The sequence below is a fragment of the Methanosarcina siciliae T4/M genome (assembly GCF_000970085.1).
Taxonomy (GTDB): domain Archaea; phylum Halobacteriota; class Methanosarcinia; order Methanosarcinales; family Methanosarcinaceae; genus Methanosarcina; species Methanosarcina siciliae.
On record NZ_CP009506.1, the window covers coordinates 2,583,972 to 2,607,316 of the forward strand.

Annotated in this window: 14 protein-coding genes and 1 pseudogene; 6 read left to right on the plus strand and 9 right to left on the minus strand. The window is 43.1% G+C overall.

What is annotated here, in order from left to right; all coding sequences use genetic code 11:
• The first annotated feature begins 324 nt into the window (after positions 1-324).
• The 4 genes and pseudogenes from hsdR to MSSIT_RS11025 all read left to right on the plus strand — a co-directional run bounded on the left by hsdR (position 325) and on the right by MSSIT_RS11025 (position 6,696).
• Positions 325-2,633, plus strand: a pseudogene (gene hsdR, locus MSSIT_RS11010) (EcoAI/FtnUII family type I restriction enzme subunit R).
• A gap of 156 nt (positions 2,634-2,789) precedes the next feature.
• On the plus strand, positions 2,790-4,235 hold the full coding sequence (locus MSSIT_RS11015; RefSeq protein WP_048172385.1) for a class I SAM-dependent DNA methyltransferase: 1,446 nt from the start codon (positions 2,790-2,792) through the stop codon (positions 4,233-4,235).
• A gap of 25 nt (positions 4,236-4,260) precedes the next feature.
• A complete protein-coding gene (locus MSSIT_RS11020; RefSeq protein WP_048172386.1) occupies positions 4,261-4,950 on the plus strand; it encodes a hypothetical protein in 690 nt (229 codons plus the stop codon).
• A 21-nt stretch (positions 4,951-4,971) separates the two neighbouring features.
• Positions 4,972-6,696 carry a restriction endonuclease subunit S gene (locus tag MSSIT_RS11025; protein ID WP_048172388.1) on the plus strand — a complete coding sequence of 575 codons (1,725 nt, stop codon included), beginning with the start codon at positions 4,972-4,974 and terminating at the stop codon, positions 6,694-6,696.
• A gap of 293 nt (positions 6,697-6,989) precedes the next feature.
• On the opposite strand, the gene MSSIT_RS11030 is transcribed toward MSSIT_RS11025, so the two are convergent.
• The 7 genes from MSSIT_RS11030 to MSSIT_RS11060 form a co-directional block, all read right to left on the minus strand.
• Positions 6,990-8,057, minus strand: coding sequence for a hypothetical protein (locus tag MSSIT_RS11030; RefSeq protein ID WP_048172390.1), 1,068 nt, complete (start codon positions 8,055-8,057; stop codon positions 6,990-6,992).
• Positions 8,058-8,309: 252 nt separating this feature from the next.
• The gene (locus tag MSSIT_RS11035; RefSeq protein WP_048172392.1) at positions 8,310-8,819 is read right to left on the minus strand and encodes a nitroreductase family protein; all 510 of its coding nucleotides are present in this window, start codon (positions 8,817-8,819) and stop codon (positions 8,310-8,312) included.
• 282 nt (positions 8,820-9,101) lie between these two features.
• Positions 9,102-9,515, minus strand: a complete 414-nt coding sequence (locus tag MSSIT_RS11040; protein WP_082088963.1) for a serine O-acetyltransferase — start codon at positions 9,513-9,515, stop codon at positions 9,102-9,104.
• Between the two features lie 1,164 nt (positions 9,516-10,679).
• Positions 10,680-13,901, minus strand: a complete 3,222-nt coding sequence (locus tag MSSIT_RS21255; RefSeq protein WP_197080259.1) for a lectin like domain-containing protein — start codon at positions 13,899-13,901, stop codon at positions 10,680-10,682.
• 728 nt (positions 13,902-14,629) lie between these two features.
• A complete protein-coding gene (locus MSSIT_RS11050; RefSeq protein WP_048174703.1) occupies positions 14,630-15,175 on the minus strand; it encodes a ferredoxin-thioredoxin reductase catalytic domain-containing protein in 546 nt (181 codons plus the stop codon).
• 16 nt (positions 15,176-15,191) lie between these two features.
• Positions 15,192-15,500 carry a glutaredoxin family protein gene (locus MSSIT_RS11055; protein ID WP_261788790.1) on the minus strand — a complete coding sequence of 103 codons (309 nt, stop codon included), beginning with the start codon at positions 15,498-15,500 and terminating at the stop codon, positions 15,192-15,194.
• Between the two features lie 228 nt (positions 15,501-15,728).
• On the minus strand, positions 15,729-17,231 hold the full coding sequence (locus MSSIT_RS11060) for an MFS transporter (RefSeq protein WP_048172395.1): 1,503 nt from the start codon (positions 17,229-17,231) through the stop codon (positions 15,729-15,731).
• Positions 17,232-17,631: 400 nt separating this feature from the next.
• Here MSSIT_RS11060 and MSSIT_RS11065 point away from each other — a divergent pair, with 400 nt between their 5' ends.
• Positions 17,632-18,753: a DUF21 domain-containing protein gene (locus MSSIT_RS11065; protein WP_048172397.1), complete on the plus strand. Its 1,122-nt coding sequence runs from the start codon at positions 17,632-17,634 to the stop codon at positions 18,751-18,753.
• An 87-nt stretch (positions 18,754-18,840) separates the two neighbouring features.
• Here the strand turns inward: MSSIT_RS11065 and MSSIT_RS11070 are convergent, their stop codons facing one another.
• Together MSSIT_RS11070 and MSSIT_RS11075 are read right to left on the minus strand one after the other, a co-directional pair.
• Complete coding sequence (locus MSSIT_RS11070; protein WP_048172398.1) at positions 18,841-20,517, minus strand: nitroreductase family protein; 1,677 nt, start codon at positions 20,515-20,517, stop codon at positions 18,841-18,843.
• 175 nt (positions 20,518-20,692) lie between these two features.
• Positions 20,693-21,232 (minus strand): DJ-1/PfpI family protein, encoded by a 540-nt coding sequence (locus MSSIT_RS11075; RefSeq protein WP_048172400.1) that lies wholly within the window; start codon positions 21,230-21,232, stop codon positions 20,693-20,695.
• Between the two features lie 700 nt (positions 21,233-21,932).
• On the opposite strand from MSSIT_RS11075, the gene MSSIT_RS11080 reads away from it, so the two are divergent.
• Positions 21,933-23,114 (plus strand): IS110 family RNA-guided transposase, encoded by a 1,182-nt coding sequence (locus MSSIT_RS11080; RefSeq protein ID WP_048172108.1) that lies wholly within the window; start codon positions 21,933-21,935, stop codon positions 23,112-23,114.
• Positions 23,115-23,345: the final 231 nt, after the last annotated feature.

Below are 23,345 nucleotides of genomic sequence, written 5' to 3' on the forward strand. Positions count from 1 at the left end.
TCTGATGAGAACGCAAGTTATACTATGCACTCTGAGTATATATTATTTTTAACGAATAATCGTAATGTGGAGATATAATTGTTAGAGAATCTGGATAACTTTTTGTTTAATAGACTAATGTTGTACTTGTTATATTACTAGGTATAAATATTTATAAAAAAATATATGAAAAAGTCTGGAGCATGCTGAATAATAGTTCTCCTTGCAAGAATTTTAAAATCACAAGGCATTTAATAGTTAAAGTAATGAATAACAGTGAAAATTACTTAACGTCTGAAGTGATAGTGGTCTAAAGTGATATTGAATTCTGTCGGATGACTTTAAATGGAAAAATTCGATAAAAAAGAACTGAGTGAAAGGGACATTTGTTCGAAGTTTATCACACCTGCGATCAAACAGGCTAACTGGGACGAACGCCAGATCCGGGAAGAAGTGAACCTTACAAAAGGCAGGATTATTGTTAAAGGCTCTTCTGCGAGCAGGGGACAACCAAAGCGGCCGACTACATCCTTTCCTATAAATCCAACCTTCCCCTTGCGGTGGTGGAAGCTAAAAGAAATATCTATACTGTTGGGGAAGGCATGCAGCAGGCGCTTATGTATGCCGAGATGCTGGATATTCCTTTTGCTTTCAGTTCGAACGGGGATGCTTTTTTACTTCACGACCGGACAGGAACACTGGGAAAGGTGGAGGAAGAAATTTCACTGGACAGATTCCCTTCCCCTGATTTTCTCTGGCAGAAATACTGTGAATGGAAAGGACTTGATGAAGGAAGACAGAAAATCGTAACCCAGAACTATTATACCGATCACCGAAAAGCCCTGCGGTACTACCAGCGTATAGCAATAAACCGTACAGTAGAGGCAATTGCAAAAGGGCAGGACCGTATCCTGCTGGTTATGGCAACAGGTACGGGAAAAACGCTTACGGCATTTCAGATTATCTGGCGGCTCTGGAAAGCAGGAGTAAAGAAAAGGATTCTTTTTCTGGCAGACAGAAACATTCTCGTTGACCAGACAAAAATCAACGATTTCAAGCATTTCGGGAAAGCAATGACTAAAATCAAGAACCGGGAAGCTGAGAAATCCTATGAAATTTACCTGTCCCTCTACCAGGCAGTTTCAGGCACGGAAGAAGAGAAAAATATCTACAAACAGTTTTCTCCGGATTTTTTCGACCTTGTGATCGTGGACGAGTGCCACAGAGGAAGCGCAGCTGAAGATTCGGCATGGAGGGAGATCCTCGAATATTTTACCTCGGCAACCCAGATCGGACTTACTGCGACTCCAAAAGAGACAAAAGACGTATCCAATATCCATTACTTCGGAGAACCGATTTACACCTATTCCCTTAAACAGGGAATTGAAGACGGTTTTCTTGCACCTTACAGGGTTGTCCGCATCGACCTTGACAAAGATCTAGTTGGCTGGAGGCCGGAAAAAGGCAAGACAGACAAATACGGCAAAACGGTTGAAGACAGGATTTACAACCAGAAGGACTATGACAGGGACCTTGTGCTTGAAAAAAGGACTGAACTGGTCGCAAGGAAAGTAAGCGATTTTTTGAAAGCAAACGACCGCTTTGACAAGACAATAGTCTTCTGTGAAAATATAGACCATGCCGAGCGGATGAGAAAAGCCCTTGTAAATGAAAACCCGGATCTTGCAGGCGAAAACAGGAAATATGTTATGCGGATAACCGGGGACAATCAGGAAGGAAAAGCCGAGCTTGATAACTTCATAAATCCAGAGAGTCGCTATCCTGTTATTGCCACGACCTCAAAACTGATGAGCACGGGGGTGGATGCCCAGACCTGCAAGCTGATTGTGCTTGACAAGCGCATCCAGTCCATGACTGAGTTCAAGCAGATAATAGGCAGAGGGACCCGGATTAATGAAGATTACGGAAAATTCTATTTTACGATAATGGACTTCAAGAAAGCAACTGAACTCTTTGCCGACCCGGACTTTGACGGCGAGCCCGTGGAGATTTATGATTTCGATGGCGGAAACGGACCTGGCAGCCCCTGGGAGGGGGAAGGAGAAACGGGAAGGGAAAAGTATTTTGTGGACGATGTAGGGGTTGAAGTCGTTACCGAACGCACTCAGTACTACGGGCCTGACGGAAAACTGATTACCGAGTCCTTAAAAGACTACACCAGGAAGACCGTACTCAAGGACTTTGAGTCCCTTGACTCTTTTTTGAAACACTGGAACGAAGCCGAGAAAAAACAGGCAATCCTCAAGGAGCTTGAGGAAAGGGGAGTTTTGCTCGATGCGCTTTCGGAAGAAGTCGGAAAGGACTTTGACCCCTTTGACCTGATCTGCCACGTAGCCTTCGACCGCCCGCCCCTGAGCAGGAAAGAGCGGGCCGAGAGGGTAAAAAAGGGTGATTATTTCAGCAAATACGGGGAACAGGCACAGGAAGTCCTTGATACTCTGCTTGACAAGTACGCCGATGACGGGATTGAAAACCTCGAAAACATGAGCGTGCTTAAGGTGCAGCCTTTTGACAGGATAGGGACCCCGATGGAGATTGTAAAACTGTTCGGGGGCAAGAACAGCTATCTTGCAGCGGTCCGGGGACTTGAGTCCCAGCTCTATACAACGGATGCTTCACTGCTGGAAACCTGAATGGTGGAAGCCCTTCTTGTAGAAACCTGCTTTCTATAAGCTAAGCTGCCGGAAACTTGATTCGAAGGACTTATGTGGGATTACAAAATAGTGTTTCCAGTTTATTTTTAACAAGGTTTATTTTTACAACGGTTTAATTTGCGGGAAAGGAAAAACATGTCACTGGACACGACGATAAAAGGAATTCAGGACATCATGCGGAAAGACGCAGGGGTGGACGGAGACGCCCAGCGCATAAGCCAGCTTGGCTGGATGCTGTTCCTGAAGATATTTGATGCAAGGGAAGAGGAGTACGAACTGGAAGACGACGAATACTTCTCCCCTATTCCTGAAGAACTGCGCTGGAGAAACTGGGCGAAAGACCCGGAAGGAATTACCGGAGACACTCTTCTGGACTTCATCAATGAAAAGCTCTTCAAGACCCTGAAAAGTCTCTCCTTTGACGAAAACTCCGACCCGAGGGGCCAGGTGGTAAAAGATGTCTTTGAAGACTCCTACAACTACATGAAAAACGGGACCCTGATCCGCCAGGTCATTAACAAAATCAATGAAATCGACTTTACGAGCTCAAAAGACCTGCACACCTTCGGCTCAATCTACGAGAAAATTTTAAAAGACCTCCAGAACGCAGGCAATGCAGGCGAATTCTACACCCCTCGTGCAGTCACCCAGTTTATGGTGGACATGGTTGACCCTAAGCTGGGCGAAAAGATCCTGGACCCTGCCTGCGGGACAGGCGGTTTTCTTACCAGCACGATCGAACATATCCGCGAAAAATACGTGAAATCCGTGGAAGACCACCGCATTTTGCAGGAGTCCATCTCCGGCGTTGAGAAAAAGCAGCTCCCTCACCTGCTCTGCGTAACCAACATGCTCCTGCACGGCATAGAAGTCCCGTCCCGCATCAGCCACGACAACACCCTCGCCCGTCCCCTGCGGGACTACACCCCGAAAGACCGCGTGGACGTAATTGTGACAAATCCACCTTTCGGCGGCGTGGAAGAAGACGGCATAGAGACAAATTTCCCTACAGCCTTTCAGACCCGCGAGACTGCTGACCTTTTCCTTGTCCTGATTATGCACATTTTAAAAGACGGAGGCAGATGCGGGATAGTCCTCCCCGACGGAACCCTTTTCGGGGAAGGCGCAAAGACCCGCATCAAAGAAAAGCTCCTTCAGGAGTGCAACCTGCACACGATCGTCCGCCTCCCGAACGGGGTCTTCAACCCCTACACCGGCATAAAGACCAACCTCCTCTTCTTCACTAAAGGCGAGCCCACGAAAGAAATCTGGTACTACGAACACCCCTACCCCGCCGGCTACAAGTCCTATTCCAAAACCAAACCCATGCGGATAGAAGAGTTCGCCCCGGAAAAAGCCTGGTGGACTAACAGGACAGAAAACGAATCCGCCTGGAAAGTCAAAGCCGAAGACGTTATCTCCAGCAACTACAACCTCGACATCAAAAACCCGAACACCGTTGAAAACGACCACGGTGACCCTGAAGAGCTGCTGGAAAAGTACAGAGCCCTGCTTTCCGAAATATCTGAAGTCCGACAGGAATTAAAAGAAGAGCTTTTAAATTCCATAAAACGTAACTGAATTTATACAAGAGTGAGGTTAAAATATGGGATATTTTTGCTCGGTTTGTAAATCTGATATAACGGATGCGGAATTCAATTATTCGATGGACAGGTACGGAAAAGCTCTATGCAGGCAGCACCAGAAGGAATTTGTCAAGTCCCGCGAGCCGGAGAATTTTAGAACTGAGATTTCTAAAACCGAAACTGCCGTTTCATCCATTTCGGATTCCGAAAAGGAACAAAACTTTTCCTCAAGAGACAGCAAGTTCGTTGAAAACATGATCAAGGGAAGAATTGCCGAGACCCTCATCGAAGAATTATTCCTCTCCCTCAATTATTCCGTCTTCCGGTACGGTATGGAAAACACAGTTCCCGGCATCATGAAACTCCTCAGGGGGGTCCGAAGCGATGTTGCCACAAACATCCGCAGGATGCCCGACTTCGTAATCCAGAACAACAGAAACGGTGAAGTCTTTTTCATAGAAGTAAAATTTCGAAAAGATGAAGTTTTCATCTTTGAAAACCTGGACAAAGACTACCCCTACGAAAATTGTTACTTCATCGTCGTCTCAAAAAAACACATCAAATGCGTAACCTACGAAGAACTCCGAGCCGGAGATGCAGTAACCCCCACATCCAGAAACTACCTCGGCAACAGAAAAGAATTCGAACTTGATAAAGAAGTAATCATCCAGTTCTGCGACTTTGCAGTAAAATTCTTCTCAGTCGTCTAAAAACCAAAAACAGGCTTAAAAATGAACCCGGAAACCTTTTTTGAAAATTTTGACCTTTTATGCGAAGCCCCAAATAGCGTTGAAAAACTGAGGGAACTTATTTTGCAGCTTGCGGTTATGGGAAAACTTGTACCGCAGGACCCGAATGATGAGCCTGCATCGGTTTTACTTGATCAGATGAGAAATGAAAAGAAGATGTTAATTAGAGAAAAAAAATTAAGAAAAGAAGAATCTTTACCCCCTATTGAATTGAAAGATATACCGTTTGAAATTTCCGAGACTTGGAAATGGGTTCATTTTAGAGATATTGGTCATATTGTAGGTGGGGGTACTCCAGCAACAAGCAATCCAGATTATTTCTCAGAAGAAGGTATTCCATGGTTAACTCCTGCTGATCTATATAATCTCAAAGGAAAATTTGTTGCAAAGGGAAAAAGAGACATAAGCGAACTTGGTCTGCAAAAGAGTTCTGCACAGCTTGTGCCTGCTGGAACCGTTCTTTTTTCCAGTCGTGCACCTATTGGCTATGTGGCTATAGCTACTGAAGACCTAGCTACAAATCAAGGTTTCAAATCCTGTGTTCCTTTCATAATGGAGATGAACGAATTCATTTATTATTTTTTAAAATATGCTGGAAAAGAAATTGATCGAAATGCTTCAGGAACCACTTTCAAAGAAGTATCCGGAAAAATAATGAGTCAAGTTCTTTTTCCTCTCCCACCTCTCTCCGAGCAAAAACGCATAGTCTCCAAAGTTGACGAACTGATAGCTCTCTGCGATAAACTCGAAGCCCGCCGCCAGAAAAAACAGGAAGTTCAAAGCAAACTCAACAGCGCTGCCCTTGACAGAATGCTCAGCGCGGAAAATCAGGAAGAATTCGCACAGCACTGGCAGCGCATTTGCGAGAATTTTGATCTTCTCTATGACAACCCTGAAAATGTTGAAAAATTAAGGCAAGCAATTCTTCAGCTTGCGGTTCAGGGGAGACTTGTCGAACAGAATCTTGAGGATGAGCCGGCGAGTGTTTTGATTGAGAAAATTGGTACGAAGAAAAGACAGATGGTTAAGGAAGGGAAAATTAAGAAAGTTTCACCTTTGAAACAAGTCAGTGAATGCGAATTTCCTTTTGATCTGCCAAAAAATTGGATTTGGATACGCTTAGGAGATGGTTTATTAAAATTAACTGATGGAACGCATCATTCTCCCACTAACGAATCCACTGGAGACTTCAAGTACATAACTGCAAAGAACATAAAAACAGATGGAATAGACCTCACAAACATAACTTATGTGACTTCCAAGATACACGAAGAAATCTATTCTCGTTGTGATCCAGAATATGGTGATATTCTTTACATCAAAGATGGTGCTACAACAGGAGTTACTGTCATTAATGATTTAGAAGAACAATTCAGCATGTTGTCTAGTGTAGCTTTAATGAAACTACCGTCAGAAATAGAGAATAAGTATCTTCTCTATATGCTTAGGTCCCCTTACTTCTATTCTTTAATGCGTGAAGGTATGTCAGGAGTTGCAATTACTCGTGTAACTCTAACAAAGTTAAATAATGCTCTAGTACCACTCCCGCCCCTCAATGAACAAAAACGCATCGTTGAAATAGTCGAGCAGTTCATGGGGTTGTGTGATGAACTCGAATCTAAACTTAGAAAGGAGAGAGAGGATAGCGAGAAGCTTATGGAAACGGTTGTCAGGGGTTTGTTAGAAGGGGTCGTCGTCGAAATATAAAAAAGAAGTTATGGAAATCTTCCAGAAAAAAATCATATTCGCTATCTTTAACGTGTCTTTTCACCGAGCGGTAGCTCGGGTCAGTCCGAAATGCAAAAAACAAAAAAAGACCTCTTAGAAACATAGCCCAGTAAATTTTCATTTTTTAAAAATAGGGCAAATGCTATCTTTTCTTTATTGCTTTTTGGGAAAGACCGCTCTCCTTCGTCGAGAGGGACAAAAAAGACAGGGAAGAAGTCCTTCCCTTAACGTCCTTAATCTCACGGAAGACGGATTGCTTTACAGTCAACCGCTTAGCTTTGCTGCTTTGCAAGCGTTCCAAGCCAGATCCCGATTGCTCCCAGCCCCAGCAGGAGGGCGATAAATTGTATGATCCCGCCAAGGTAGGGTATTTCATACACTATTGCAAATATAACTGCGCCGATGAGGTAATATATCAGATTCCCGGATTCTTTTTTGAAGACCTTTGTGTAAATCATCTCCCCTGTGAGCAGTTTGACCGGTACGGTGGCGATAAGGGCTGCGAGGGTCAGGAGCAGCATCAGCAGGAGAGAAAGGCTCCACCCGAAGATTGTAATTAACAGGACAAGGGAGAGGACCGGAACGAAGATCAGGAGCAAGAAGCCAAGCAGGCCGGTTTTCAACGCTGAGTCCCTTACAATTTCCGCAAGTCCGGTCACAAAATCCGGGAAGGTATAGATAAGGATAAAACCAAGGGCAAGAGCTGCCAGCAGCCCTATAAAGAAGAAAACGATTCCTAAACCTCCAATTTCACCTGCATACCGGTTTTGATTTTGGGTCTGGGGTACGATACTAAGGTTTTCCCCCACTTTGTTTTCTAGGTCGTAGGGATAATTTTCGGCTTCAAGTTCAAGGTTTCCTTTAAGCTCAAAGTCTTCTCCTGTCTGGAGGGTTCCGGCAGAGACCGACCCGTTTCCATTGACAAGCCCGTTCAGAGTTACCTCCCCTCCGGCAAGCAGGATATCGCCTTCAACCGTGCTGTCTTTTGAGAGTATAATCTGCCCTCCGGCTGCTACCAGGTCTCCTCCTACATTCCCGTTTACCCGAATCGAGCCCCCCATTGCTATGATATTCCCCGAAACGTCTCCGTTAATTATCAGTTCTCCCCCGGCCCCGATGAAATCGTCCTTAACGTTTCCGTTTATCTCAAGCCTTGACCCCCCGAGCACCAGGTCTCCCGGGGTCTCCGGGTTGATCTGAAGGTAGTCTCCATCACCGAAAACGTTTCCCGAGCTCGTATATCTGAGCATGTTTTCTTCATCAGCGGCGCCTGCCGAAAAAGGCAATAAGGCAAAAAGGATCACGAATAAAATAAATATTGATGCCAGCTTCTTTTCCATAAAATCCCCCTACATGGTATATTGAGGTTTTCCGATTAAGTTTCGTCTTTCAGGATAAATACTCAACCAATACAAAGGTATTATGCGAGGATATTCTTGCCTGTATATTATCTTTTTAATCAGATGGATAGAAATGAGAAAGTGAATATGAATGGATAGATACTAAAAGCCCTTAAAAAATTAAAAGACACTTAAAAATAATAAATAGGGAGAATAAGCCTCAATTCGTCCCTCCCCCCATTTAGCGAGGCTTTACCAGGAATTGTCATGAATTCTTGAGACTTCATACCTGGCCCTTCCGGGTTTTTCCTCGTCCGGGTGCCCGATTACGATTGCCGAAAATGGGATCACATGTTCAGGGATCTCAAATAATTCCCGGATTCCGGCTACAAGTTTTTCAGCCGGGTAAACCCCTATCCAGACTGCCCCCAATCCCAGGGCGTGGGCAGCGAGTAACATGTTTTCACTTGCTGCCGAGCAATCCTGCACCCAGAAATCCCTGAATTTCGGAATATTCTGGTCTGCACAGATCAGGAGTGCAGCCGGGGCGTTCTTTAACATCTTTGCATAAGGGTGCATTTCCGATATTTTTTCAAGTAGATCCCGTCTGTCAATTATAATGAAGTGCCAGGGCTGTTCATCCCCTGCTGAAGGTGCACTCATCCCGGCTTTCAAAATTTCCTCAATCATCTCCCTGCTAACCGGTTTCGGCAAATATTTCCGGATGCTTCTTCTGGTGAGAATCGCGTCCATTGTTTCCATAAATATTACCCCCCACGTAATGGTTTTTTATAATGGATGACTTTTTATAATGGATGACTTTTTATAATGGATGACTTTTTATAATGGATGGTTTTTTATAATGGATAAAAGTATTGTTTAAATAAATAATTTGCATAACAGTTAAGAAGATAAAATCATGCCCAGGAATAGGAAAAGTATGCGGCTCAGAAAATAATTGAAAAATTCAAAAGAAAAGCTGCTGAGAATGTATTGAATCTGCTTTTCTCAGTTTGAATCGTTACAATCAATTAACTTATTGAATTACAGTGGGCGCTCAACAGCTTCATGTAGAGCAGGAACTGAAATAATTTTTGTAGCTGTAATTACCATTCCATCTGATCCTTTATTATTGATTTTTTTAGCAGGAACGCCTGCAATCGAAATCCCTTTCTCATAGAAGGATTTGTTTACTACAGAATTCGCTCCGATTGCAATATTATCCGCAATTTCGACATTTCCAAAGATTTTGGCGCCAGGGCCGATGTATACGCAGTTCCCGATTTTCGGTGCCAGAAGAACGTTATCTCTGCCAGATCCTATATTAGTACAGGCATGTATTCTGCAGTTTTCTCCAATTATGGTATCTTTGTTTACAACAATGGTTCCTCGATGGGCTATGCATAATCCAGGACCAAAAACATTTATTGGAATACTGTACCCTAGATGGACGCTCATCCTATGGAATCTAAATAATATGTATTTTGAATAGAGTTTATGAATAAAGGACTTTTGACAGTTATTATAATACTCAACCTTTCTTAATAATCTTTGAAATTTCCATATCTCGTCACCTATTAGTTTAGGTCTTTTATAGTTCTTTCCTAAAGCTAATCTATCTGCTTCAATGTATGAATCATAATCTCTCTTTGATTTAATGGTAATAGAAATCCCCCTCCCAAGATAATTATTTGTACAATTTGAAGTCTCATACTGCTGGTTTCTCAGTTTAAGCGTACAAGTTCAAAAGTAAAAATCCAAAAATATCGAAACCCGCTTTAATCTTACTCATTGAGCTCATCCCCAATGTAGTATTATATTAAAATTATATATTTACTTTTATGTCATTTCATGAAATCGATGACGTTCGATATTCCGGATAAAAAAAGGGAAAGAAAGAAAAATAAGAAAGGAAGACCAATAAGTTCGACAAGAAGTTAAATTTGGAACCTGGTAAGTCCTATTGCTCTTTTTTTAATTAAAAAAAGGTCGTCCACCTTTACAAAGTTTATATTTTGGAATAAACAACGTCTGACTCAAAATCTTGGATTCTAATCCATACAACCTTATTTACCATACCTGGTTGTTCGTATAACCTTCTTAACTATTTCATATTATTTAAGGAACCAACATGTAAAAATGACCGGATAAACTGCTAGCTTTCTGCTTCTTTTGCTTTTTCTGCCTTTATTGTTTTTATTGCTTTTTACTTCTACTTCATTTTGTGAAGGACCGACATGCAGGCTCGCAGAGGAGCTAATATTTTTCAGTAAATTAATATGAGGTTCCAAAAATCCAGATATAAATTCGTCTATTCCTTTTTTTGTGTTGAAGAAGAGACAGGTTTAGCCTGCAAGGAGTAGAATTGAAAATCAAAGAATCTCGGTTTTCGATATCCGGGTAATATCTACATTTATAAGGGAGCACCAAAATCAGTACATTTGCCGGTTCCAGCCGCGATGAAGTTGGTAGCAAGATAAATCCAGATAATACTCTAGTTTTATCAGTAACTAAAACAGTATCAACTTTGCCGAATCTTACATAAAAATTTCAAAAATGAGGATTTTGATCTTGTTATCCAGAATTAAAACCCCCATCAATTTTTACTGTTCGTTCATGCATTTAGTTTATCAACAGACACCCAAAACCTGCTCTACTGGTCGGGTAAAGTGTTGAGTCCATACTAACCACAAAGAATCTGAATCCAGTAGCGTTTTCCGGAACCTCTACTTCCAGGAGAAGTGTAATCTCTTCCCCTGCCCTCAAATTCACATCTTTTTCAGTCCATGAGTACCAGGACGGGTCTATGCTACTCGAAGTCGGAACCGTATCGTTATCGATCTGGATTTTTAATGTGTCATCAACATTTTGACCATTTAGAATTGTAATCTCGAAAGGTACAGTAGTTCCTTTCGCCGCAAAGGTCATTATCGGATTCATGCTGAAAGACACACTTCCTTCACGTATGAGGACATTGCAGGGCAGTGAACTTTCGGCCTTATTGCCAGCTGCATCCAGAGCAACTACCGGAATAGAATACTCCCCTGCATCAGATGGAGCCTGTATGCTTCCTTCCCATAAGTCCCCGTTTTTAGTAAGTTGCACATCGTCCACAGTTACATTTACAACTCCGATGTTATCCGTTACATCAACTGTAACATTAATAACAGAATCTCCGGTTGTATTGACAGGGTACGAACTGAATGAATGAATCACCGGTGGTTCAGTATCCTGTATTATTTCAGTCACAGTATAACTCGTCGAGTTGTTCCATGCAACATTTCCTGCCTCATCCCTTGCTGACACATTCACGAAGTGAGTTCCTGACAGTGCATTAATTGTCCCTTCCCAGATATTTCCGCTGATATAATTCAGAATATTTCCGGAAGCTTCAACAGAAGTCACTTCAACGTTATCCGTAGCGTTTACACTTACCAGGATAAGGTCACCAGCATTCGGATTACTGTTATTCAGACTCACCGAATTGATTACGGGATCCTGAGTGTCAGGTATTATTTCAGTTACAGTATAACTCGTCGAGTTGTTCCATGCAACATTTCCTGCCTCATCCCTTGCTGACACATTCACGAAGTGAGTTCCTGACAGTGCATTAATTGTTCCTTCCCAGGTATTTCCGCTGATGTAATTCAGCGTACTTCCGGAAGCTTCAACAGAAGTCACTTCAACGTTATCCGTAGCGTTTACACTTACCAGGATAAGGTCACCAGCATTCGGATTGCTGTCATTCAGACTCACCGAATGAATCACCGGTGGTTCAGTATCCGGTATTATTTCAGTTACAGTATAACTCGTCGAGTTGTTCCATGCAACATTTCCTGCCTCATCCCTTGCTGACACATTCACGAAGTGAGTTCCTGACAGTGCATTAATTGTCCCTTCCCAGTTATTTCCGCTGATGTAATTCAGAATATTTCCGGAAGCTTCAACAGAAGTTACTGCAACGTTATCCGTAGCGTTTACACTTACCAGGATAAGGTCACCAGCATTCGGATTGCTGTCATTCAGACTCACCGAATGAATCACCGGTGGTTCAGTATCCGGTATTATTTCAGTTACAGTATAACTCGTCGAGTTGTTCCATGCAACATTTCCTGCCTCATCCCTTGCTGACACATTCACGAAGTGAGTTCCTGACAGTGCATTAATTGTTCCTTCCCAGGTATTTCCACTGATGTAATTCAGAATATTTCCGGAAGCTTCAACAGAAGTCACTTCAACGTTATCCGTAGCGTTTACACTTACCAGGATAAGGTCACCAGCATTCGGATTACTGTTATTCAGACTCACCGAATTGATTACGGGATCAACATTATCAGAAGTAGTGGTGTATGCTTTTATGCAGCAATTATACTTGGATTCGCCTGATGCCAAATCTGACCAGCTTGTTCCATTGCTGCTAATGTAACTTTCTCCGGTGTTAGCGCTCGCTTTGCTCGAATAATTCTCAATTACACCTTCAATTGGGAATACTATAGTAGACCCGGAACTAAGTTTCACAACAATCGAGAAATTATCTCCTGTACTCAGAGATACACTCTGTTCGAGAGGGATTGTGTGATATCCTGGCAGTTCAAAACTTCCTGAACTATTACATAATAACGTGCCGCCATTTGGAATGTTTACCGGATTAATATATACATAGACGTCATAGTTGACGTCAGGTTGTGGTGTATAAAACCCTATAGCCTGAAGTTCTTCATTTGATTCGGCCGTAAAGACATTAGCAGCCCAGATAGAATTTATATCATATCTGTAATTGTGTGTCCATCCCAGAGGGTCATATTGATAAACTTTTTCATAATTGTTTGGACTTTCGGCTGTGTAGAAAAATAAATCTTTAAAACCATCTTCCATACCAAGATTTGCATCGTAATATGAAATATAAAAATATCCGGTTCCATTAATCCCATTATTTGTACCCCAGCTGTTTTTACAGATAAAGGCTCCGTCTCCAGGGGGAACGGTAGCGAACTCAGATTTGTTGAAGTTGTCGTCCCAGCCTACAATACATATTGAATGACCACTGTTCGTACCAATTGTGGGATTATAGTATGTTACGTAATCGTAACCACCTTTTGACTTAAAATAAACTTCAATCAGATTAAAAGATGCGAGAACCCCTCCCTCTTCTTTAACGATTTTTTTAATTAGTCTATTATCTATGGAGTTATTGCGTGGCGGTAAAATAAGTACTTTCTGAACATGTTTTTGTACATCTTTATCTGTAGGAGACACTCCCGAGTTTTCGTTGAAAGGATCATCGGAGTCGAGTATAGGCCCGCTCCACCTTGTAAGGTATGCCGCTGACATATACGCGTTTCCTGCATCGTTGTAAGCCCTGTCAAATCCTTCAGAATAACTGTCGGAAAGGAGATTTTTCATGTTATTCTCTGAAAAGTCCCACTGGTATGAATCAACTGGTATCAAATATGATTCAAGTGAAGCAAGTGTAGCAAAAGCCCAGCAAGTGCCTGTAGAACCTTGATCCTTTACGGGAGTTACCCTTCCTTCATCCACAAGGCTAAAGTATGAATCTGTCGGATATCCGGATAACTGAACACCTGTAATCAACTGGTGAGATTCTGAAATGAGTTCGGTATCCGGACTGTAAACATAGTCATCAGGCCAGTAAACAGAAGTAGGAGAAGGAATAATGCCCAGAGTTATAAGCTTCCCATCTTTGTCGTAATGTTGAGATGTCCAATTTTCCGGACATTCAATGTAGTCCTGAAAATCATGATTTAATGGATCTATTTTTGGTACTGAATCTAAATCACCTGCACATGTAGAAAATGACATCATGATTAAGAGTGCAAATAACATGCATCTCCTGGCAATAAAACAAAATGATTTTTTGTTTTTGAATTTTTGAAAGTTCATATTTCTATAGCCCCCCATTCAACTAAAAACTGGAATAAGTCAATATGTTCGTCCAGCCTATTTTTATTCACACCTGAAAAACAACCTCTACTTGAGACCAGGTTGTAAAGATCTATTATTTTCCTCAGTGGGCCCCTTTATGGGCGTAGACTTGTCCAAAAAGATCTTCTGGTTCTCCTGGAAGTAGAGAATTTGGGCATTGAGATAACTCGGTTCCACACAAGAAAGCCACCTACCCACTCGTGTCCTCCGTCGCATGAATCGAACGGTACTATTCCATCTCCACAAATGGCAGAAAATATATGTTCTGCCTAATTGACAGTAATCTGATTTTTCCAAAAAGATGGATTTATCATCCGTAAACTTCACTTTTCATTCTAGACACCCCCACAGATTAAAAAGAATTATGAATACTCAAACTATTGGATATATGTCATAAATTCAATATGTAAGAATCTATATAAAGTTATTTATCGACTAATGTTTAGATATAATCTAAATCTAGTTAATAAAAACATTAATTTGAATAAATTAAGCATATTTAACAACTTATTTTCTATAAGGAGATCTAAAAAATAGAAAGAGATAATTCAAAAGAAGAAAATTAAGAAGAAGAAATTTTAAAAGCAGAATTGGAAAATGTGAAAAAAAAGAAAATTATATGAAAATTTTCAAATGAACCTTTCAAATCTTTCTTTCTTCGCCTTGCAGATAGGACAGATCCCTGGAGCTTCTTCCATAGCACATAGATATCCGCAAACCTTACATCTCCAGACAGGTTTTGAAAGCTTTGAGATTTCCATAGTTTCCATCATCTCCGCTCTTGCAGCTTCCTCAGCTCTTATAGCTTCCCTTTTTTCGCGAGACGGGCGCCTTTCCGGGATAGACTCAACTTCTTTTTCCCCTCGGATGACTTCGTCCGAAACATAGAGTGCACAGTAACAGGCCCCGTAATCGTTAAGGTCGGGGTCTCTGTAGTAGCAGGGACAAATTATGTCAAGGTCTTCTTCCTTGTTGTCAGCGGAGAGCCTGCACGGGCAGGACCAGTAACCGTAACGTCTCTCGTTAGCCAGCAGTCCCCGCACAAGTTCCTTTGTGAACTCAACGTCAGGGTTGAGGTGGTAGCCCGACTTTTCGACCTCCTGGTCCAAGCGTCTGTAGACTTTATCTACTTCTTCTTCGGATATGCCTTCTTCAGAAACTTTCTCTTCATTCAACCTTAATTCCTCCCCCTTAAAAGCCAAGGGCTTCACGGATTTGTTTTTCCTTAAAACCTACAATTGCCTTTTCGTCATTTATAATCGTTGTTGGAAAAGAAACTGAAGAATTAAAACGGCTGACTTGCTTAATGGCATTGCTTTCTTCCTCTCCCTCCAGCAAGTCCACAAAAACATACTCAAAATCCACTCCCAGATCGGTGAGCAGTTTCTTTGTTTTTTTGCACCACACACAGGTGCTCAGCCCGTACATTACGATCTTACCCCTGTCAATACCGGAAACATGCTTTCCTTTATCCGTGTCCTTGTTAAATATGTTCATCATATAAACCCCCTGGCAAAATTAAATCGTTGGATACTGAACGTTTTGCTCAGGACTGCCTGTCGCTAGGATGTCTGGCAAAAAGAAAAAAACACCAGATAACAATAGATTCTATAAACTCCTTATCAGAAAATGTCAGAGAAAGTATATAAAATTGAGATATACTCCTGGCTGCAAGTCTTCCTGATAAGCTGATTTACTCCAAAACGAAACCCCATGAAGGTTATCTTTTCAACGCCCTTTCTTATTACCTGCTTCAGGTATGCTGACACTGACCGCAGGTCGGGCTTTTCCTCTCACCAGGGACGCAAATATCCCAAGGGTACAGAAGACCGTAAACAGGATAAACGCATAGTGCAGGCTTAAAATGAATTGGGAGTAATATTCAGGTGTAATCTCCACAGGTCCGATGACAACTGCAAAGATCATCATTGCAATTCCCATCGAGAGCATCTGGCCAAGAAGTCGCATCGTGCCATTCATACCTGATGCAACTCCGTAGAACCTCTTATCAACCGAACTCATAATTGCATTCGTGTTCGGGGAAGAAAAGAGCCCGAACCCTGCTCCGAGTATGAGAAGGGTGAGGACCATATGCCAGAGAGGGGTCGTTTCAGTAAGGAAAATGAGGAGGAAAAGTCCGGTTGCTGTGAGCATCATTCCCGCCGAGGCAACGATCCGGGGCTCAATCCTGTCAGAAAGCCTCCCCGCAACAGGGGAAACCATGGCCTGGACAACAGGCTGCGCTATCAGAATAAAACCCGCATGCTCGGGAGTGAAGCCTTTTGTGTACTGCAGGTCCAGGCTCAAGAGAAAAGTCACTGCAAAGGTGGCACTGTAATTGATAAGTGCGGCAAGGTTCGAAAAGGCAAAGATCCTGTTTTGTGTAAGGAGCCTGATATCAAGAACGGGGGACGGGATTCTCAGTTCGTATAACGCAAAGCCGAGAACTCCGAGAATTCCCACGAATATAAATGCAGCTCCTTTGAAGTCCGGAAGAGATGAAAACCCGTACATGACGGCAACGACCGCTGCCCCATAGAGAACAGACCCTGCAAGGTCGAATTTCTCCCCCCTGAACCCGGTCCATTCCCCTTTCAGCTTCCAGAGGACGATGACAACCGTGGTGATGCCTATAGGCACATTTACGAAGAAGATACTCCTCCAGCCCAAATACTGCGTCATCAAACCTCCAAGGAAAGGTCCAAGGGAGAGCCCGAGGTAAACTGCAGTGACATAGATCCCGAGAGCTTTTCCTCGTTCCCCCGGGGGAAAAACGGTGGTAACGATGGCAACTCCGGTCCCGAAGATCATAGCACTTCCCAAACCCTGGAAAACCCGTATTACGATAAGCAGTTCGGTTGAAGGGACCATGGTCATCAGAAGGGATGCAAAACTGAAGATAGCAATGCCGTAGAGGAAAATCTTTTTCCTTCCGTAGATATCTGCGATTTTTCCGAACGGGACAAGAAACACGGCTGAAGATAACAGGTAAGCGGTCGCAACCCAGGAAAGGGCGATCGCTGTCATATGAAATTCTGCCCCAATTGTGGGCAGGGCAATATTTACTGCCGAACCGTCAAATGGCGTGATAAATCCGGCAAGTACTGCAATAGTGAGTACGATTCGTTTTTCTATGGCAGCGTCACGGGTATCAGCATCAGGAGCGGTAGAAGGACGGCTAATTTCTGGGACTTCAGCAGTCGATCCGTTTTTTTTTGTTTCTTTTACCATGTTTATCACGATCAGAAGGGGCGTAATCTTCTTTCTGGGAGTCCGAAAGATTTCAGGGTTTATACACGGGTTGTGGTATTAAGCATTAGTGCTCTCCTTATAATAATTTCCTTTGTAAGGTTGACCGATAAGGATACTTACTAAATCGAGACTTCCTTGACTCAAGAAACTTACAAGTGACCAGTCAAATGACCGGCCAAAATGAGATGAAGCAAATTAAGTTATATCAGGGTAAACTTAACTTAATAACAGGTAAAAGGTTTATCCGGCAGGGTAATGGTAATACCGGGCCTGAAGTAATGAACTCAAATCTGACATGAGGAGATTAAATTTATAAGAGATTAACTGATTAAGGATTCGATTAGGTTTATACAGGTTTTATAGAGGTTATAGACTTACAATGAATGAAATCATTACTTGGATCCTAATTGCACTTTGCCTTACACAGTCTGCTATCTTTTCAGGGCTGACGATAGGGATTTTCGGCCTTGGAAGGCTGAGGCTTGAGATTGAATCCGAAGCAAATAATAAAGATGCAATTAAAATCCTGCAGCTTCGAAGGGACTCCAATTTCCTGCTCACTACCATGCTCTGGGGGAACGTGGGCATAAATGTCCTTATTGCTCTGCTTACGGATTCCGTAATGGCAGGAACCTCAGCTTTTCTCTTCTCGACTTTTGGTATTACCTGTTTCGGAGAGATTGCCCCTCAGGCTTATTTTTCCAGGAATGCGCTTTCAGTTGGGGCAAAGCTGACTCCTCTTATCCGTTTTTACCAGATGCTGCTCTATCCGGTGGCAAAACCGACAGCCCTTATTCTTGACTGGTGGCTGGGCAGAGAAAAACTTGAGCTGTTCAGGGAACAGGCAATGAGGATTATGCTTGAAAAACATATCGAGTCAGGGAAGACCGATATAGGCACTTTTGAAGGGATAGGAGCCCTGAACTTTCTTTCAATAGACGACGTCAACATTTCTGATGAAGGATCCCTTGTTGACCCGAGGAGCGTCATCTCTCTTTCAGTGGAAAACAACCGCCCTGTTTTTCCTGTATTCAACCGAGATCCTGCTGACCCTTTCCTCCAGAAAATAGAAGCCTCCGGAAGAAAATGGGTAATCATCACCAATCCGGCAGACGAGCCTGTAATGGTACTGGATGCTGACGGCTTCCTGAGAGATGCTGTCTATAAGAAGGGGCCTTTCATTCCGCTTTCTTACTGTCATTTCCCTGTAGTGGTAAAGTCTCCGAAAACCAGGCTTGAGAAGGTAATCCGGCAGTTCAAGGTATATCCTCAGTATCCGGAAGATGATGTAATTGACCAGGACCTTATTCTTTACTGGGGCGAGGAAAAGCGCATAGTTACAGGGTCGGATATTCTGGGTCGCCTGCTCCGCGGAATTGTGGTCGAATGTGATGTGGGCTCAGGATGCGAGACGCCTCCTGCAAAGCAGCCGGGAATCGTAAGAAGGGCAGCTTTCAGGAAAGACAAAAGAAAAGAAAAAACAGAACAAAGTAAGAAGTAAAAAGCAAAAAATAAAAGGCAAAAAACCAGGGGTAAAAAGAAATAATAAAAAGATGAAGGGAGGACAGAAGCAAAAGTTTCTCTGGAGTTACTTTTTGTACGCAGGGAAGGTCAAAACCCCGATTTCCTGGAGAGGCGAGCCCACTGCAAAGTGATAGAGGTCCTGATACTCAAGCCCTTCAAGCCCCAGAGCTTCGTGCAGAGGGTCATCGAAAAAACACCCTATTCCGCAGCCCCTGAAACCCCGAGCTTCGGCTTCCAGGTAAAGAAGCTGCCCGAGGACTCCGCATTCCCAGAAAAGGCGAGAGTACATCCATGAGCCGCTTGTTTTCAGAGGCTCTTCGAACTCCGAAAGCATGCAGGCAGTAAAACAGGAATCTTCTGCTTTTCGCTGCGCACATGAAAGCTGGGCTGCAAAATGGTGCAGTTCCTCCTCCATAAGCAGGTAAAATTCAAGGTCATAAGGGCAGTTTTCAGGCTTTTCCCAGAGAAAATCCGGTCTGAAGGCGGCTTTAAACTCTTCCGCTTCTCCGGCTTTTCGCAGAAAGATGTAAAGTCCTTCACGAAGCCCCTTCACCCTGTTTACAAAGAGAAGCAGGTGTGCAAAAGGCCCGGAAGCAAGCGTCTCAAAAATGGGATTTTTCTCGGGGAGTGTTCTTCGAAGGATTCCGTAGAAACTGTTTTCGTCCATGTAAGCACTGTTATTCATTTCAAGGGCACTTCTTCTCCTGTGAATAACGCTGCGCAGAGAGACCGCCTCCAGGTCGGAACGGATTCCTGAGCCGGAGATTTCCGCGGACATGCCTGCGGCTCTTCTTCCAGGTTTCAGGTCCGGCTTTTTTTCATCAGGATGGAAGGTTTCTTTCTTTCGGGTTGCTGAAGCAGCCTTTTCAATCCCGGCCCAATCCACATGTGCAGGGCTCAAACGGTTAGGAACCCCGTTCCAGGAAAGCTTTTCAAAATCTGCAAGTACAGAGGACGCGACCTTTCCCGAAGGACATTTTTTCCCTGCCGGATAAACTGCAAGCAGGCAGGCGGGTTCCTCTTTTTCAGGGCCCTTCCTTCCGGAAACGCCCAGAAGTTTTCCTGTTTCCTCCGATCCCATGTCCGCAAGCAGGCACGTTCTCCAGCCGAGCCCTGCCGCAGCAAAGGTAAGGGCAGCAATAGCATGTCCGAGGTCATGGTTTGCATACCGAAAAGCCCTGATGCCGTATTTCCAGGCAACCCGCCAGTAAATTGAACTCAGTCCTATGAAAAATGTGCCTTCCGGAAAGCCGGGACTCAGCTTTTTCCAGGTCTCCGGGGAAAATTCCGCTCTTAGCTCAAGGGCGTGCTGCAAAGGCGCGTAATGGCAGACAGCCGGTTTTTCCAGGAGCTCCGGAACCGGCCCGGAAAGAAGGTAGACCTCGGTCGGGTGCAGGTTTCCGCTTGAAGGGTTGATGCGGAGTGCCCAGCTTGTGCCCCCTACTTTTTTCCAGACTGAAAGGGCAAAACTGTCAAAAAAAAGCTGAGAAATGCTATTCCGGTTCAGTCCAGAAGGCCCCAGTTTCTCCGGAGAAAATGCCTGTTCATATGTCGGTAAAAGTTCGGACTCAATATCTTCTTCACTCCAGGTCTTGAGCTTTAAAAGTGGAGCTCCTTTGTAATTTAGAAAAGGGTCCGGCTTGATTGACATCTCAAGGAACCGGGGACCGGGAGCATAGGCTTTAAAGTTATGTTTGCTATCCTGATGATAGGACAGTATGGCTTCGAGTTCTGAATTCATAACAGGGCACCAGCTTTGCTATCGAATAGTTTACAATCCATGGGCTACGGCTTCCAATCGTAGCTTTCAACTGTTGGGATTCGATTGTTATAGTTCAATAGTTAGTGTTCAATTGTTAACGTTAATTTTTAGGGTTTGATTGTTAGCATGATTGTCAGGGTTAGATTTTTGGGGATCAGGCTTTTTTCAGGGCTTTAAGAACGGCTTTTCCAAAGGCTTCCGCACTTCTCGGGTCCCGCCCCGTCACTATCCTTCCCGAAACTACGACGTCCCTGTCCAGATAGACAGCCCCGTGCTCCTTAAGTTCGTGTACTGTATCCGGGCTACTGAAAACAGTGCTTTCCTTTCCCTTCAGGACCCCTGCCCTTGCCAGAATCACAGGCGAGATGCAGATTGCAGAAACCACTTTTTTAAGGGAATCGGCTTCTTTTACGAGTTCACGCAGGTACTGATTGTCCCATAGGTATTTTCTCGAACCAGGACCCCCGGAAATTACGATCGCATCATAATCCTCAATTCTGGTATCGGAGATCCTTATATCAGGTTTAATCGTACCTCCCAGTGCCCCTTTTGCAGTCTCCTTAAACTCGGCTGCAACCGTAACCTTTGCCCCTGCAGCCTCAAATAGCTGCTTCGGAACAAAGCATTCTTCATCCCTGAACTGCTCCTGAGCAACAACAAGTAAAATCTTTTCATTTTTATTTTCTGCTGTCATCTGTCTGCTTCCCTGTAGTTTGAAAAGTAAAATTTCTGGCTATTCTTTCTCGAAAACCAGTAGAGTCGGAAGAAAGATAGATTACCGGGAGGCAGGCTTTCTGCCTCGCATTGTATCCTGCAACGTATCTGAAAAGACCGGAACCGAATTGATATTAGTTCTCAGCTGATACCAGTTCCCTCACATGAAAGTCTGATATACGGCAATCTCACCCAGATATGACATAAAGGACACTGCAGTAACCCAACCCGAGTAAGAATATATTCTTGAAGATATAAATGGATGTCTTTTGGCAGAAAATGGATATCTTTTGGCAGAGTTGGATTATAGTTGTGCTTCCCGAGTTTCGCTTCGGCACCCGAGTTTCGCTTCGGCACCCGAGTTTCGCTTCGGGAGCACGAGGTCCTTTTCGCTCCGCTCCGCTTCGCTCAAGAGGACTCGTATAAATGATAATTGCAGCATACTTTTATTGCTGCATTTTCATAAAAACAAACGTAGGCTGGGAGGGTAGTTATTAGGACTTACGGCATTGTCCGGCTATCTTAGACTACCACCCTCACTCCTACGGCTCTCCGGCAATTTAACATGTTACAGCTCTGTGCTCACAGAGTCTGGCGATTTTCCACGAGCTTACGATCTGTAGAGAGCAGAGGGATATTTGGTCTCCAGCCTATAAAATCGTATTGTGGGGGATCAAAAAATGTATTTGAACATCGGTATTGATATCGCTAAGGATGCTCATGAAGCCTGTATTTTGGACGATGAGGGTAAACAGATTGGAAGGTATATCCAAATCAAGAATTTAAAAAGCAGTATCGAGAAATTCATAGAACGTGTGGAATCAGTATCTAATAGATTAAATTCAATTCCTCGGATTGGAATGGAAGCTACGGGAATATACTGGTATGCCATATATTCGGAACTTTCAAAACACTATGAAATTCATGCCTACAATCCTTCTCAGGTAAAGGGGTTTGCAGCGGTCAACATTAGGGGATCAAAAACCGATAAAATCGATGCAAAAACAATTGCTGCGATACTTCAATTTGGGGAGGCGCCAAAAACCTGTTATGGCGATAAAAAAAGAATGGAATTGAAAGAATACTGTGGATTCCATTTCAAGTTGAAATCAAATGTGGCTAATCTAAAGAAGCGGTTAATACGTAACGTACATCTTATCTTTCCCCGATATGACCAGATGTTTTCCAGCATATTCACTAAAACATCTATAGCCATTCTAAATGAAGTACCAAGACCCTCAGATATGCTTGGAATGGGAGAGGAAAAGCTCTATGAGTTTATGAAAAAAACGAGCAGAAATCATTACAGTCCTGAGAAAACAAGAAAACTCTTAGAAATGGCGAAAGATTCAATTTCTCCTGACTTTATTGAGGAGGCTTTATTATTTGAGGTCAAGTCCTTGCTTAACCTGATTGAATACATGGAAAGCCAGATAAAAGAAGTGGAAACCAGGATTTTGGCTGCTTGGGAAACGTTGAAGGATAAGCATTACCTTCAGACAATTCCTGGAATTAGTGATTTAATGGCGGCTATGATCTGGGCGGAACTTGGAGACGTGGAGAACTTTCAACATCCAGACCAGATAGTCGCTTTTGCAGGATATGATCCAAAAGTAAAAAAGTCTGGGAACAAGGAAGTTATTTCAGGACCTAACAAAAGAGGATCAAGATTGTTAAGATGGGTTTTGGGGAGAGCTGTTGTGCAAGCAAAGATGCATAATCCGGTGATAAAGCAGTATTTCATGAAGAAAATAAGTGAGGGGAAACACTACAATACTGCACTTTGTGCGGCAGCTAAAAAGATGATAAGGATTATTTGGTCGGTAGAAAAGAATAAAAAACCTTTCCAAGTCCCGACATAAAGTAACCTGGTAGGAGAGGAGAGATGAGGAAAAGGATTGAATAACGGTAGTGGTGGCTATAGATTTTTGTTGATAGATGTAAAAAAGGAAGAACGATTTGTAGGTTTAGAGGAAACAAAACAACCTTATTAGACGTCTTCACGGAAATTTACCGCGCTTACAGCGCGGCTTTTTCATAATGGAGTTATCTTGATTAAAAAATGGAATGTAAAAAATCATTTATAACATGTC